12 protein-coding genes are annotated in these 14,230 nt (G+C 72.2%); 5 read left to right on the top strand and 7 right to left on the bottom strand.

Features of this window, described 5'->3' with window-relative positions; translation table 11 throughout:
* Positions 1 to 283: 283 nt before the first annotated feature.
* Positions 284 to 1,069, top strand: coding sequence for a hypothetical protein (locus tag HCU73_RS06530; protein ID WP_168622627.1), 786 nt, complete (start codon positions 284 to 286; stop codon positions 1,067 to 1,069).
* A gap of 4 nt (positions 1,070 to 1,073) precedes the next feature.
* On the opposite strand, the gene HCU73_RS06525 is transcribed toward HCU73_RS06530, so the two are convergent.
* Entirely contained in the window at positions 1,074 to 1,826 is a 753-nt protein-coding gene (locus HCU73_RS06525; RefSeq protein ID WP_168623236.1) for a class I SAM-dependent methyltransferase, read from the bottom strand.
* Between the two features lie 68 nt (positions 1,827 to 1,894).
* On the opposite strand from HCU73_RS06525, the gene gloB reads away from it, so the two are divergent.
* The 3 genes from gloB (at position 1,895) to HCU73_RS06510 (ending at position 6,214) form a co-directional block, all read left to right on the top strand.
* Positions 1,895 to 2,677, top strand: a complete 783-nt coding sequence (gene gloB, locus HCU73_RS06520; protein ID WP_168622626.1) for a hydroxyacylglutathione hydrolase — start codon at positions 1,895 to 1,897, stop codon at positions 2,675 to 2,677.
* Positions 2,678 to 2,873: 196 nt separating this feature from the next.
* Entirely contained in the window at positions 2,874 to 5,210 is a 2,337-nt protein-coding gene (clpA, locus tag HCU73_RS06515) for an ATP-dependent Clp protease ATP-binding subunit ClpA (protein WP_168622625.1), read from the top strand.
* 56 nt (positions 5,211 to 5,266) lie between these two features.
* Entirely contained in the window at positions 5,267 to 6,214 is a 948-nt protein-coding gene (locus HCU73_RS06510) for a M23 family metallopeptidase (protein WP_338052061.1), read from the top strand.
* Between the two features lie 4 nt (positions 6,215 to 6,218).
* On the opposite strand, the gene HCU73_RS06505 is transcribed toward HCU73_RS06510, so the two are convergent.
* From HCU73_RS06505 to HCU73_RS06495, 3 genes are all read right to left on the bottom strand, one after another.
* The gene (locus tag HCU73_RS06505; protein WP_168622623.1) at positions 6,219 to 8,177 is read right to left on the bottom strand and encodes a peptidoglycan -binding protein; all 1,959 of its coding nucleotides are present in this window, start codon (positions 8,175 to 8,177) and stop codon (positions 6,219 to 6,221) included.
* Positions 8,178 to 8,183: 6 nt separating this feature from the next.
* Positions 8,184 to 9,425, bottom strand: a complete 1,242-nt coding sequence (locus HCU73_RS06500) for a biopolymer transporter ExbB (protein ID WP_168622622.1) — start codon at positions 9,423 to 9,425, stop codon at positions 8,184 to 8,186.
* An 82-nt stretch (positions 9,426 to 9,507) separates the two neighbouring features.
* The gene (locus HCU73_RS06495) at positions 9,508 to 10,047 is read right to left on the bottom strand and encodes a gamma-glutamylcyclotransferase (protein WP_168622621.1); all 540 of its coding nucleotides are present in this window, start codon (positions 10,045 to 10,047) and stop codon (positions 9,508 to 9,510) included.
* Positions 10,048 to 10,133: 86 nt separating this feature from the next.
* On the opposite strand from HCU73_RS06495, the gene HCU73_RS06490 reads away from it, so the two are divergent.
* Positions 10,134 to 11,135, top strand: a complete 1,002-nt coding sequence (locus tag HCU73_RS06490) for a DUF2125 domain-containing protein (protein WP_168622620.1) — start codon at positions 10,134 to 10,136, stop codon at positions 11,133 to 11,135.
* A 3-nt stretch (positions 11,136 to 11,138) separates the two neighbouring features.
* Here HCU73_RS06490 and HCU73_RS06485 read toward each other — a convergent pair whose 3' ends face one another.
* From HCU73_RS06485 to hisC, 3 genes are read right to left on the bottom strand one after another with little or no spacing between them, the layout of a single operon-like run.
* The gene (locus tag HCU73_RS06485) at positions 11,139 to 12,170 is read right to left on the bottom strand and encodes an extensin family protein (RefSeq protein ID WP_168622619.1); all 1,032 of its coding nucleotides are present in this window, start codon (positions 12,168 to 12,170) and stop codon (positions 11,139 to 11,141) included.
* Positions 12,167 to 13,102 carry a prephenate/arogenate dehydrogenase family protein gene (locus HCU73_RS06480; protein ID WP_168622618.1) on the bottom strand — a complete coding sequence of 312 codons (936 nt, stop codon included), beginning with the start codon at positions 13,100 to 13,102 and terminating at the stop codon, positions 12,167 to 12,169. Before HCU73_RS06480 ends, HCU73_RS06485 begins: the two co-directional genes overlap by 4 nt.
* A complete protein-coding gene (gene hisC / locus HCU73_RS06475; RefSeq protein WP_168622617.1) occupies positions 13,099 to 14,184 on the bottom strand; it encodes a histidinol-phosphate transaminase in 1,086 nt (361 codons plus the stop codon). Before hisC ends, HCU73_RS06480 begins: the two co-directional genes overlap by 4 nt.
* Positions 14,185 to 14,230 lie beyond the last annotated feature (46 nt).

The raw sequence follows: 14,230 nt of genomic DNA, 5'->3' as shown, positions 1-14,230 counted from the left end.
TGATGTAGCAGAGGGCCTGTCATGCTGCAACCGCGATAGACCCGCGCCCCTTCGGTGAAAAATCGTTTGGTGTCAATCGGAAGGCCGCTTCGGCGCGAAATGCGACGCTTTGAAGCTAGCGATTGCGACGCTTTGCCCTGCGTCTGTCACGATTCTGAACTGTGGCGCAAATGCGGCCGGTTTCCACGATCCGGGAACACTCCTTTTCGACACGCGCTGTGGATGGATTTCCGAAAAGATGCCTAGACTTGACCCTGGGGGAGTCCGGGCCCGAGGCAGTGACATGATTGAACTTGCGGCACTTCTGCCCCTTCTGCTGATCGCGGGTGCCGCGGTGGCGCTGTTCGGCGACGGCGACGATGCGGCCCCGGCCGAGGACGCGCCCGACCTGCAGCCCGACCCGCCGCCGGTCGAGGAACCGCCCCCCGAGCCCGAACCGCCGGTGAACGATCTCGACGCCGCGTCCGCCGCGCCCGACCCGGCGCCGCCCGAGGACCCGCCGGTGACCGACCTCGGCGGCGGCAGCGCCTTCGAGGTGCTGGCCGCCCTGGTGGCCGCGCCGATGTCGGCGGCCCCTGCCCTGCCCGCGCTGACCACCTCCGACGACGACATGGACGTGATCGAGCTGGAGATCACCGAGGCCGCCTTTGCCCGGATCGTCGACGACCCGATGGACGGCGAGGACGACGGGTTCGTCGCGCGGCTGGACGGGTCGGACGTGATGGAGATCACGCTGTCGGACGAGGTGAAGGGCGACCTGCTGGTGCTGGAGACCGCCAACCACCTCCCCAGTGGCGCGGACGGCGCCATGGAGACGCAGTTCGCGCTCGGCCTCTACATCCTGCCCGAGGACCAGGCCCTGCCCGACGCCCTGCCCGAAGGCAGCGAGGAGGATCTCGTGGCCGAGCTGGGCCTGATCAAGATCGGGACGGTGGATCTCGGCCATGTCACGGTCGCGGTGGACGCGGTGACCGGCGAGGAGATCATCGTCGAGGACGCACGCCAGCTGGACCTGCCCGAGATCGTGTCGAACCGGGCGGTGGTGACGGCCTCGGCGATCTTCGCCTGACGCCTCAGCCGCGGTTGCGCAGGCCCGCGGGCGTCGGCGTGCCCTCCAGCACCTTCAGCGGCTGGCGCACCCGTTCGGCCAGGCCCGGACGGGTCGGCGCGTAGACGCGCTTGGACACCTCCAGCAGGATCACGCCGCCGGCGAAGCGGCTGGAGATGCGGGCGCCGAAGCGCTCCATCAGGTCGGCCGAACGCAGCCAGAACCGGTGGTCCGACGGCGGCGCGAACAGCGCGGCGGCATGGCGTTCGGGCATGAAGTCGTGGCGCTTCATCTGCGCCTCGAGCTGGCCCAGCGAATAGGGCCGGCCAAAGCCGAAGGGCGTCGCGTCGCGCCGGGCCCACATGCCCGACCGGTTCGGCACGATGAACAGCGCCTTGCCCCCCGGCCCCAGCACGCGCTGGCATTCCTCCAGCACGGCGGCGGGGTGTTCCGAGGTCTCCAGCCCGTGCAGGCAGACGATCTTGTCGGCGACGCCGGTCTGCAGCGGCCAGAGCCCCTCGCGGCACAGCACCGACACGTTGTCGAGCCCCGCGGGCCAGGGCATCACGCCCTGCTCGGCCGGCATCAGCCCGATCACCCGCCGCGCCTGCCCGAGATAGGGGCGCAGCAGCGGCACCGCAAAGCCGAAGCCCACCACCGTCTGCCCCTGCGCCTCGGGCCAGAGCGACAGCATCCGGTCGCGCACGGCCTTCTGCGCGATCCGGCCCAGCCGGGTGCGGTAATAGAACTGGCGCAGGTCGGTGACGTCGAGGTGCATTGCGCTCGCTTGATCCATGCGCGAGGGTGGCTGTCCTGCCGACTGTACCCAACCGAGGAGCGAAAGCCATGCCCGAGACCGGCCCCCGCCCCGAAATCGTGACCGTCCCCTGCCTGCAGGACAACTACGCCTTCCTGCTGCACGACCCCGCCACCGGGGCGACGGCGGTGGTGGACGTGCCCGAAGTCGCCCCGATCCAGGCGGCGCTGACCGCGCGCGGCTGGTCCCTGACCGACATCCTGATCACCCACCACCACGGCGACCACATCGGCGGGGTCGCCGCGCTTAAGGCCGCGACCGGCGCGCGGGTCTGGGGCGCGGCGGCGGACGCGCACCGGCTGCCGCCGCTCGACCGCGCGCTGGCCGAGGGCGACACGGTGACGGTCGGGGCGCTCGAAGGCCGGGTGATCGACGTGTCGGGGCACACGCTGGGGCATGTCGCGTTCCATTTCCGCGATGCGGGCGCGGTGTTCACCGCCGACAGCCTGATGGCGCTGGGCTGCGGGCGGCTGTTCGAGGGCCGCGCGCAGCAGATGTGGGCGAGCCTGTCGAAGCTCGCCGCGCTGCCGCCGGACACGCTGGTCTGCTCGGGGCACGAATACACCGCGGGCAACGCCCGTTTCGCCCTCACCATTGACCCGGACAACGCGGCGCTTATCTCCCGTGCAGAGGCGGTGCAGGCCGCCAGAGACGCGAACCGGCCGACCGTGCCCTCGTCCCTGCGCGAGGAGCTGGCCACCAACCCGTTCCTCCGCGCAGCCGATCCGGTCCTCGCCCGCCGGCTCGGGATGGAGGGTGCCGACCCCGCCGACGTGTTTGCCCGGATCCGCAGCCTCAAGGATTCGTTCTGAGACGGAACGTGGCGTTTGCACAAGAATTAGGCAGACCCGTCCGGGCCAAGGGATAGAGGGCCGCGCGGGCATCGCACACGAAACCTTGCGAAGTTTCTCCTTGAAACGCGCGGACAGAAAGCAAAGCTTAACACCATGAGGCCATGATCGGGGACAGGCCCTGCCTGGCCCGATGCACGAGGAAAGGAGCACGCCCGTGCCGTCTTTTTCGCCCACACTGGAGCAGGCCATTCACGCGGCGCTGGCCAACGCGAATGCACGCCGCCATGAACTCGCGACGCTGGAGCACCTGCTCCTCGCGCTGATCGACGAGCCCGAGGCGCGCAAGGTGATGCTGGCCTGTTCGGTCGACATCGAGGCGCTGCGCGAGACGCTGGTGACCTTCATCGACGACGACCTGTCGACGCTGGAAACCGATGTCGAGGGCTCCGAGGCGGTGCCGACCGCCGCCTTCCAGCGCGTGATCCAGCGCGCCGCGATCCACGTCCAGTCCTCGGGCCGGACCGAGGTGACCGGCGCCAACGTGCTCGTCGCCATCTTCGCCGAGCGCGAGAGCAACGCCGCCTACTTCCTGCAGGAGCAGGACATGACCCGCTACGACGCGGTCAACTTCATCGCCCATGGCGTCGCCAAAGACCCGTCCTACGGCGAAAGCCGCCCGGTCACCGGCGCCTCCGAGGCCGAGGAAGAGAAACAGACGCGCGCCAGCGCCCCCGGCGAGGGCGGCGAGCAGAAGGAATCCGCGCTTGCGAAATACTGCGTCGACCTGAACGCCAAGTCGCGCAAGGGCGATGTCGACCCGCTGATCGGCCGCGCGCAGGAGGTGGAGCGCTGCATCCAGGTGCTGTGCCGCCGGCGCAAGAACAACCCGCTCCTCGTGGGTGACCCCGGCGTCGGCAAGACCGCCATTGCCGAGGGCCTCGCCAAGAAGATCGTCGAGGGCGAAACGCCCGAGGTTCTAGCCCATTCCACGATCTACTCGCTCGACATGGGCGCGCTGCTTGCCGGCACGCGCTATCGCGGCGACTTCGAGGAGCGGCTGAAGGCCGTCGTGAAGGAACTGGAGGAGCATCCCGACGCGATCCTCTTCATCGACGAGATCCACACGGTGATCGGTGCCGGCGCGACCAGCGGCGGGGCGATGGACGCCTCCAACCTGCTGAAACCCGCCCTGCAGGGCGGCAAGCTGCGCTGCATGGGCTCCACCACCTACAAGGAATACCGCCAGCACTTCGAGAAGGACCGCGCCCTGTCCCGCCGGTTCCAGAAGATCGACGTGAACGAGCCCTCGGTGGAGGACGCGGTGAAGATCCTCAAGGGCCTCAAGCCCTATTTCGAAGAGCATCACCACGTGAAGTACACCGCCGAGGCCATCAAGACGGCTGTGGAACTGAGCGCGCGCTACATCAACGACCGCAAGCTGCCCGACAAGGCCATCGACGTGATCGACGAGGCCGGCGCGGCGCAGCACCTCGTGGCCGAGAGCAAGCGGCGCAAGACCATCGGCGCCAAGGAGATCGAGGAGGTCGTCGCCAAGATCGCGCGCATCCCCCCCAAGAACGTCTCCAAGGACGACGCCGCCGTGCTCAAGGACCTCGAGGTCACGCTCAAGCGCGTGGTCTTCGGGCAGGACGCCGCCATCGAGGCGCTGTCCTCGTCCATCAAGCTGGCGCGCGCCGGCCTCCGCGAGCCGGAAAAGCCCATCGGCAACTACCTGTTCGCGGGCCCGACCGGCGTCGGCAAGACCGAGGTTGCGAAACAGCTGGCCGACACGCTGGGTGTGGAACTCCTGCGCTTCGACATGTCGGAATACATGGAAAAGCACGCGGTTTCCCGCCTCATCGGCGCGCCTCCGGGCTATGTCGGCTTCGACCAGGGCGGCCTGCTGACCGACGGGGTCGACCAGCACCCGCACTGCGTGCTCCTGCTCGACGAGATCGAGAAGGCGCACCCGGACGTGTTCAACATCCTGCTGCAGGTGATGGACCACGGCACGCTGACCGACCACAACGGCCGCAAGGTCGACTTCCGCAACGTGATCCTGATCATGACGTCCAACGCGGGCGCGGCGGACATGCAGAAGGCGGCGCTCGGCTTTGGCCGTGACCGGCGCGAGGGCGAGGACACGGCCGCCATCGAGCGGACCTTCACGCCCGAGTTCCGCAACCGCCTCGATGCCGTCATCAGCTTCCGCCCGCTGCCGAAGGAGGTCATCCTCCAGGTGGTCGAGAAGTTCGTCCTGCAGCTGGAGGCCCAGCTGATGGACCGCGGCGTCACCATCGAGCTGACCCGGCCCGCTGCCGAGTGGCTGGCCGACAAGGGCTACGACGACAAGATGGGCGCCCGCCCGCTGGGCCGCGTGATCCAGGAGAACATCAAGAAGCCGCTCGCCGAGGAGCTTCTGTTCGGCAAGCTGCTCAAGGGCGGCGCGGTCAAGGTCGGGCTCAAGGACGACAAGATCGACCTGCGCATCGAGGCGCCGGCCAACCCGCGGATCGGCACCAAGAAGCCGCCGCTGCTGACCGCCGACTGACCGGCATGAGCGACACAAGGACAAGGCCCGGCCCCGCAAGGTGTCGGGCCTTGTCCGTGCTGGCGGGCGCGGTCGCGCTCGCCCTGCCCGCGCTGGCGCAGGACGCGCCGCGGCTGGCCTTTCCCGTCGACTGCACGCTCGGCGAGACCTGTTTCCTGCAGCAGTTCGTCGACCGCGACCCGGGGCCGAGCGCGCGGGCCTTCGACTGCGGCCCGCAAAGCTATGACGGCCACGAGGGCACCGACATCCGGCTGGCCGACATGGCGGCGCTGGCCGAGGGCGTGGCGGTGCTGGCCGCCGCCGACGGCGTGGTGCGGGCGTTCCGCGACGGGGTGCCCGACGGCGGCACGGCGGCCGCGCCCGAGGGGCAGGGTTGCGGCAACGGGGTGGTCGTGGACCATGCCGGCGGCTGGCAGACCCAGTATTGCCACCTGCTCGAGGGCAGCATCGCGGTGGCCGAAGGACAGGCCGTGGCGCCGGGCGATGTGCTGGGCCTGATCGGCTATTCGGGGACCACCGAGTTCCCGCATCTCGAATTCCTGCTGCGCCACGAGGGCCGCGTGGTCGACCCGTTCGACCCCTCGGACCCCGCAAGCTGCGGCGGTGCGGCGCCGGCGCTCTGGGCCGACCCGGTGCCGAACCCCGGCGGTGGCATCCTGTCGGTCGGCTTTTCCACCGGCATCCCCGGCCTCGACACCATCGCGGCGGGCGCGGCCGGCACCGGGGCGATCCCGGCGGGGGCCGAGGCGCTGGTGGTCTGGGCCTTCGTCCACGGCGGGCGGGCGGGCGACGTGGTGGCGCTGCGCATCCTCGACGCGGACGGGGCCGAGGTGCACGCGCAGGACGCGGTGCTGGAACGCACCCAGGCGCAGCTTTTCCGCGCCTCGGGCCGGCGCACGCCGCAGGGCGGCTGGGCGCCGGGGCTCTACCGGGGCGAGGCGCGGCTGATCCGCGACGGGCAGGAGGTGGACCGGGGCACGACGGTGGTGGCGATCACGCGCTGACGGCTCAGCGCTCGGTCAGCTTCAGCTCGATCCGGCGGTTCTGCGCCCGGCCCTCGGCAGTGGCGTTCGAGGCGATGGGGCTGAATTCCCCGAACCCCGTGGGCGCCAGCCGGTCGGGGGGAAAGCCCAGCTGCTCGGACATGTAGAGCACGACCGACAGGGCGCGCGCCTGGCTCAGTTCCCAGTTCGAGCCGAAGGCGCCGCCGGGCCGGATCTGCTGGTCGTCGGTGTGGCCGTCGACGCGGACGATCCAGTCGATGGTGTCGGGAATGTCGTCCGCGATCTCGGACAGGAGCTCGGCCACGTTGCGGATCTGGTCCAGCCCCTCGGGCGCAAGGTCGGCCGAGCCCACCTCGAACAGCACCTCGGAGGAAAAGACGAAGCGGTCGCCCTCGATCCGCACACCCTCGCGGCCTTCCAGCAGCTCCCGCAGGCGGCCGAAGAACTCGGACCGGTAGCGCTCCAGCTCCTGCGCCTCGGCGGCGAGGCGGGCGGCCTCGGCGGCCTCGAACTCGGCCACGCGGCTCTGTTCGGCGGCCAGCAGGCGCTGCTCCGAGGCGACCCGCGCCAGCGCGGCGTTCAGCTGCGCGCCGAGGGTGGCGATCTGCACCTCGGCGGCGGCGTCCCTTTCGGCGGCGTCATCGAGCAGCGCCTGCAGCACGCCGAGCTGCTGGCGGAGCGCCGCGACCTGTTCGTTCAGGAGCGCGACCTGCCGCTGGCTTTCGGCCGAGGCGGCCTCGGCGGTTTCCATGTTGCGGTTGGCCTCGGCCAGCAGCGCGGCGCGGCGCTCGGCTTCGGTCAGGGCCTCGGCGCTGGCGGCTTCGGCGGCAAGGCGGGCGGACAGCGCGTCCTCCAGCTGCTGCTGCAGCGTCGCAAGCTCGGTGCCGCGGCTGGTCGCGGTGTCGGCCTGGGCGGCGGCCTCGGCCTCCAGCGCGGCGATGCGGGCCTGCAGCTCGGCCAGCCGCGCGGCGGCGCTGGCCTCGGCGCTTTCGATCCGGGCCAGCGCGAGGGCGAGGGCCTGTTCGGCCTCGGTCAGGCTGCGGGCGGTGTCCCCGGCCTCGGCCTCCAGCCGGGCGGCCTCGGCCTCGGCGGCGGCGAGCTGCGCCTCGAGGTCGGCCCGGCCCTCGGTGGCGGCCAGCGCGGCGGCAAGGCGGGTCGTGAGATCCTGCTCGGCGGCGCGGGCCGCGGCCAGCAGCGTCAGCGTCTCCTCGGCGCGGCGGCGCTGTTCCTCAAGCGCCAGCGTCATCGCGGTCAGCTCGGCGTCGGCGTCCTGCAGGCGCTGGCGCAGCAGCTCCGCCGCGGCGGCCTCGGCCAGCCGCCCGGCCTCCTCCTCGGACAGCTGCGCCTCGAGCGACGCGATGGTACTCGCCTGCGTGTCGCGCTCGGTCTCCAGGTCGGCGATCAGCGCCTCCAGCGCGGCGCGGCGGGCGGCGGCAAGGCGGGCTTCCTCGGCGGCCGCGTCGATCTCGGACCGCGCGGTGGCCAGCGCCAGCTGCAGCGCCTCGGCGGCCGACAGGCTTTGGGCCAGTTCGGCGGCGGTGGCGTCGCGTTCGGCCGATAGCTCGGTGTTGGCCGCGATGAGCGAGGCGACCTGCGCCTCGAAATCGGCGATGCGGGCGGCCTGCGCCTCGGCCTCGGCGGTCAGCGACCCGATCAGCGCGGCCTGGGCCGCGATCTCGTCCTGGGCGCCGGCGAGCGAGCCCGACAGGGTAGCGACCCGGCTTTCCAGCGCGGCGGCGCGCGCCTCCTCCAGCCCCAGCGCCTCGGACAGCGCGTTCAGCTGCGCGTTCAGCGCGTTCAGCTCGTCATCCTGGCTGGTGATCTCCTCGGACAGGACGAACTGCACGACCATGAAGATCGTCAGCACGAAGATCATCACCATCAGGAGCGAGGTGATCGCGTCGACGAAGCCCGGCCAGATCGAGGCGGAGAAGCGGTTTCCGGCGCGGCGCTGGAAGGCCATCGCGCGTCACTCCCCGCCCGGCGCCGGGGGGGTGACGGGCCGAGGCGCCGCGGCGCGCGGCTGGCGGGCGGGCGCGCGGGCGGCGGCGACGAGGTCGCGCAGCGCCTGGGTCAGGTCGGTGATGTCGGCGCGCAACAGCTGGATTTCGGCGTCGCGGGTGGCGCCCAGATCCTCGTAGATCTTCAGCAGCTGCACGTCGATCGAGCGCAGGCGCATCCGGCTTTCCTCGTCGATGCCGCCCGTGGACTGTCCGGCCTCCAGCACCTCGGACAGCCGTTCCTGCGCGGCGGCCAGGCGTTCGGTCGCCTCGACCGGGCCGGGGCCGAGCTTGTCGGTCAGCGCCCCGACGGCGGCGGTCAGCTGCACCAGGCGCGCCTCGGTCTCGGCGCGGCGGGTCTCGGCGCGGGAAAACAGCGACTGCAGCGTCTCCATCTGGTCGACCATGTGGTCGAGCACCGTGGCGATGGCGGTGCGGTCGACACCGCCCCCCTCGCCCTCGCCGCTGGCGAAGCTGACGCGCGTGATCGAGGCCAGCCATTCCTCCAGCTCGCGGTAGAACCGGTTCTGGCCATGACCGGCGTAAAGCTCCAGAAGGCCCACGACCAGCGACCCGGCCAGCCCGAGCAGCGACGAGGCAAAGGCCGTGCCCATGCCGCCCAGCTGGTCCTCGAGCCCGTTCATCAGCCGGCCGAACACGGCCATCCCCTCCTCGCCCTCGGTCGGCTGCAGCGAGCGGATGGTGTCGACCACCGCCGGAACGGTCGTGGCGAGGCCGAAGAAGGTGCCGAGAAGCCCGAGGAAGATCAGCAGGTTGCCGATGTAGCGGGTGATGTCGCGGCTTTCCTCCATCCGCGCACCGACGGAATCGAGGATCGACCGCGCCGCGGGCCCGGTGACCTGCATCCGGCTGCCGCGCACCCGCGCGATCCCGGTCATGGCAGCCAGAAGGCGCGGCGGGCCGTCGCCGGGATCCTGCGGGGCGCCGCTGGCGATGGCCTCGATCCAGGTGATCGACGAGAACAGCTGGAACACCTGGAAGAAGCAGGCGAGCACGCCCACCACGAACACGACGCCGATGGTGCCGTTCAGGAAGGGCGAGGACAGGAACACCGGCTGGACCCGCGGCCAGATCAGCACCGCGCCCGCCGCGACGGCGGCGCAGATGATCAGCATCAGCACGATCTGCTGGGTCGGTCGGGTGATCCGCGGGGCGCGCGCCTCGGCGCCCGTGTCTGGTCTGCTCGCCATGGCTCCGGCCCGGTTCTTGCCTTGTGGGCGGCAATCTACAGGCGCTGGCGGCATAAGCCAATGCCGCAATGCCGCGTGGCCGTCAGCGTCCCTTGAGCTGGCGGACGCGGTCGAGCAGCCAGTCGAGGTCGGGGTCGGGCAGGCCCAGCTCGTGCAGGTGCAGCGCGGTGTTCTCGAGGTATTCGTCGTTGGGCCCGCGGCCGCCGACGGCATCGGCGATGATGCGGGCCTGGTCCTCGAGGCTGAGGTCGCCGCGGTATTGCTCGTGGTCGGGGTCGATGACGTAGGTCAGCACGTCGCCCTGCCCGCCGCCGTCGGCAAAGGCGATCTCCTGCCGGGTCTCGAGATAGGCCGACGAGATCAGCTCGCGTTCGCGCAGGTAGAGGACGGTCGCCTCGGCGTGCTCGGGCGCGACGCGGAAGGCGAGGCCGTGGCACACCGCGCCCGGCTTGGCGTCGAGCGCCAGCACCAGCCCCGGCGCCTCGGGCGTGCCGCGGTGGTGGATCGACGACATGCAGAAGCTGCGGTGCCAGTCGTGGAGCCGCGCCACGCGCCGCTCGGCCACCGGAAAGCCCGGGTTCCACAGGAGCGAGCCGTAGCCGAAGACCCAGAGATCGCCCATTCGCCGTCCTGTCGCCTCCTGCATGGTCAGCCGCGCGCAGGGCGGCTATAGCGGGGCGCGCGCGCGGAGGATAGGGGATCGGCGGGATGAAACGGCTGTTGGGCGGTCTGGTGGGGGGTCTGGCGCTGGCCGCGGCGGCGTGGGTCGGCTGGGCCATGCTGACCGAGCGCACGGTGGTGGCCTGGCTCGACGCGCGCGAGGCCGAGGGCTGGGTGGTCACGCGCGAGGCGGTGTCGGTCGGCGGCTTCCCCACCGCCTTCGTGACACGGTTCGACGGGCTGTCGCTGGCCGATCCGGCCACCGGGCTGGTGTGGTCGGCGCCGGTCTTCACGGTGCGGCAGGCGGCCTGGGACCTGTCGCGGATGGAGGCGGTCTGGCCCGCCGAGCACGCGCTGGCCTCGCCCTTCGAGCGGCTGACGATCCGGGCGGCCGAGCTGGCCGCGGTGCTGGACGTGCAGCCGGCGGCGCAGCTGGCGCTCGACGCCTCCGAGACGCGGATGCGCGACCTGAGCGTGGACAGCACGCTGGGCTGGCGCGCGCACCTGGCCGCGGGGCGGATCGAGATGCTGCGGCAGGAGGGGACCGAGGCGACCTACAGCCTCCGCTTCGAGGCGACCGAGCTGACCCCGCCCGAGGATGTCGCCCGCGCGCTCGACCCCGCCGGCGTACTGCCCGCGGCGATCCCGGTGGTGCGGTCGGACGCGGTCGTCACCTTCGACCGGCGCTGGGACCTGTCGGCGATCGAGGTGTCGCGGCCGCAGCCGGTGCGCATCGAGCTGTCCGAGGCGCGGGCCGAGTGGGGCACGCTGATGCTGCGGATGTCGGGGACGGTGGACGTGGACGCCGAGGGGCGGCCCACGGGCGAGGTGGCGATCCGGGCCGAGAACTGGCCCGAAATGCTGGCGATGGCGGAACGCGGCGGGCTCCTGACCGAGACGGCGCGGCGCGCGGCGGAACGGGCGCTGGGGTTCCTGTCGGGCCTGTCGGGGCGGGCCGAGGACCTCGACGTGACGCTGCGGATGGCGGACGGGTTCCTCTACCTCGGGCCGCTGCCGATCGGCGAGGGGCCGCGGCTGCGGCTGCGCTAGCCGTCAGCGGCAGTAGGGCCCCGACCGGTAGGACGCCGTGTCGAAATGCAGGTGGTCCTGGTGGAAGCGGTCCGAGTTCGGCCCCAGCACGGTGCCGAAGGGCCCGCAGGCGCCGCGGTGCAGCTCGCGCAGGATCGGCCCGGTGCGGTTGTCGCGCCAGCCGCCCAGCACGGTCAGCTCGGTGCCGTTGGCGAGGCCAATGCCCGCGATGTCGATGGCGTTGCCGCGCCCGTGCTCGGAAATCCGCGCGCCCGCCTGGTTGTTGCGGGTCCGGCAGGCGTAGGAGGCCACCACGCGCAGCGACGAGACCCCGCCGCCGCGCCGGCCGACCGTGGGCACGAGGCTGCGCTGCACCCATTCCTGCAGGGCGCGGGCGGTCTGGCAGTTGACGGTGGCGGGCGTCGACAGGGCGATGCCGTCGACCTCGCGCAGGCGGACGGGGTCGGCCACGCCGCAGCCGCTGATGCGGCCGGTGATCGGCTCCAGCCGGTCGCCCACCAGCCCCGGCACCCCGCAGAGCGCGCCGCGCGTGCCCGACTGGGCGACGCGGCTGGGGGTCTGGCGGGTGGCGGCGGCGCGCACGCGCTGTTCCAGGCCGTCCGGGCGGACCTCGGGGCGCGGCGAACGGTCGGCGGCGAAAGTGCCGGCGACGGCGGGGACGCCGGGCCGGGGCTGGTCCTGCGGGCGGAAGATGCCACCGAAGAGCCCGCGCCGTTCGATCGCGGGCGGCGGGGCGACGGCGGCCACGGCGGCGGGTGCCGGCTCCGGCTCGGCGATGCCGCTGCCGGGGCGGCCCGCGGGGCGCAGGGACGCGCGGGGCGCGAGCGCGGTGGCGGTCACCACGACGCGGGCGACCCCGGGCTGGACGTCGGCGGCGGGGTCGGCCGTGACGGGGGCGGGCGCGGCCGCAACCGGGGCCGCGGCGGGGCCGGGCCGAAGGTCGGGCCGGGGGGATCGGTCGGGCGCATCGGCCGCCGCGGACAGGGCGCAGAGAAGCCCCGCCAGTGCCGCGACATATGCCGCCCCCCGCCTCACGTGGCGGGCGTCTCGCGCTTGCGCTGGACGCGGCCGAAGTCGGGGGCGTCGGTGTCCTGCCCGGCCTCGATGATGCCGCGCCGGATCGCGCGGGTGCGGGTGAAATAGGCGTGCAGATGGTCGCCGTCGCCGGTGCGGATCGCGCGCTGCAGCGCGAAAAGCTCCTCGGTGAAGCGGCCGAGGATCTCCAGCGTCGCGTCCTTGTTGGTCAGGAACACGTCGCGCCACATGGTCGGGTCCGACGCCGCGATGCGGGTGAAGTCGCGGAAACCGGCGGCGGAATACTTGATGACCTCGCTGTCGGTCACGCGGCGCAGGTCGTCGGCCACGCCCACCATGGTGTAGGCGATCAGGTGCGGGGTGTGCGAGGTGACGGCCAGCACGAGGTCGTGGTGGTCGGCGTCCATCTCCTCGACCTTGGCGCCGCAGCCTTCCCACAGCGCGCGAAGCCGGGCGATGGCGTCCGCGTCGGTGCCCGGCTCGGGCGTCAGCAGGACGTAGCGGTTGTCGAACAGCTCGGCGAAACCGGAGCGGGGGCCGGAATGTTCCGTGCCGGCCAGCGGGTGGCCGGGCACGAAATGCACGCCCGCGGGGATGTGCGGGCCGACCTGGGTGATGACGTCGCGCTTGACCGAGCCGACATCGGTGACGGTGGCGCCGGGGGCGAGATGCGGGGCGATTTCCTCGGCGACCGCGCCCATCGCGCCCACGGGCACGCAGAGCACGACCAGGTCGGCGCCCGCGACGGCCTCGGCCACGGTGTCGGTGATGCGGTCGCAGAGCCCGATCTCGCGCGCCACGGCGCGGGTGTCGGCCGAGCGGGCATAGCCGGTGATCTCGCCCGCGAGCCCCGCGCGGCGCATGGCGTGGGCCATGGACCCGGCGATGAGGCCGAGGCCGATCAGGGCGACGCGGGTGTAGATCACGCTCATGCCGCCCCCCGGAAACTGGCCAGCGCGTCGAGCACGCGCGCGGTGTCCTCGGGCCGGCCGACGGTGATGCGAAGGGCCTCGGGGAAGCCGTAGGATTTCGGGTGGCGCACGATGATCCCCCGCGATTTCAGGTGGGTGTCGACGGCCAGCGCCTCGGCCGGGTCGGCGAAGCGGGCCAGCACGAAATTCGCCGCGCTGTCGTCGCAGCCGATCCCGAGCTGGCGCAGGCCCCCCGTCAGACGGGCGCGCTCGGCGGCGTTGACGCGGATGCATTCGGCGACCCAGGCGCGGTCGCGGATCGCGGCCTCGGCGCCGGCCAGCGCCACGCCCGACAGGTTGAAGGGGCCGCGGATGCGGTTCAGCACGTCCACGATGTCCCGCGGCGCATAGCCGTAGCCGACGCGCAGGCCGCCCAGACCATAGGCCTTGGAGAAGGTGCGGGTCATCACGACGGTCTCGCGCTGGTCGACGAGCGCCGCGCCGCCGTCGTAGCCCTCGGCGAACTCGGCATAGGCGCCGTCGAGCACCAGCAGGCAGGTCTCGGGCAGCCCGTCGGCCAGCCGCGTGATCTCCTCCATGGGCAGGAAGGTGCCGGTGGGGTTGGCGGGGTTGGCGATGAACACCAGCCGCGTGTCGGGCCCGACGCGGTTCAGGATGGCGTCGACGTCGACCACGCGGTCGCGCTCGGGCACCTCGACGGGCGTCGCGCCCGCGGCCAGCGCGCTGATGCGATACATGGCGAAGCCGTGGGCGGTGTGCAGCACCTCGGTCCCCGGCCCGGCATAGGCCTGGCAGAGGAAATGGATGATCTCGTCGGAGCCGACGCCGCAGACGATGCGGCCTTCGTCCAGCCCCTCGACCTCGGCGATGGCGGCGCGCAGGCTGGCGTGGTCGGTGGACGGGTAGCGGTGGCTGTCGGGCAGCGCGCGGGCCATGGCTTCGAGCGCGGCGGGGGACGGGCCGAAGGGGTTCTCGTTGGAACTCAGCTTCAGCGGATGGGCCACGCCTTCCAGCGCGGACTGGCCGCCCTGGTAGAGGGCGATGTCGAGGATGCCGGGCTGCGGACGGATCGGAGCGGACATGGGGTGCACCGGGGTCTGGTCTGGTCGGGTTTCTCTAGCGGGGTTC

This window comes from Roseicyclus persicicus (genome assembly GCF_012395815.1).
Lineage (GTDB): Bacteria > Pseudomonadota > Alphaproteobacteria > Rhodobacterales > Rhodobacteraceae > Roseicyclus > Roseicyclus persicicus.
The sequence above is the reverse complement of the archived record's forward strand: the minus strand, read 5'-3'. Positions and strand labels throughout refer to the sequence as shown.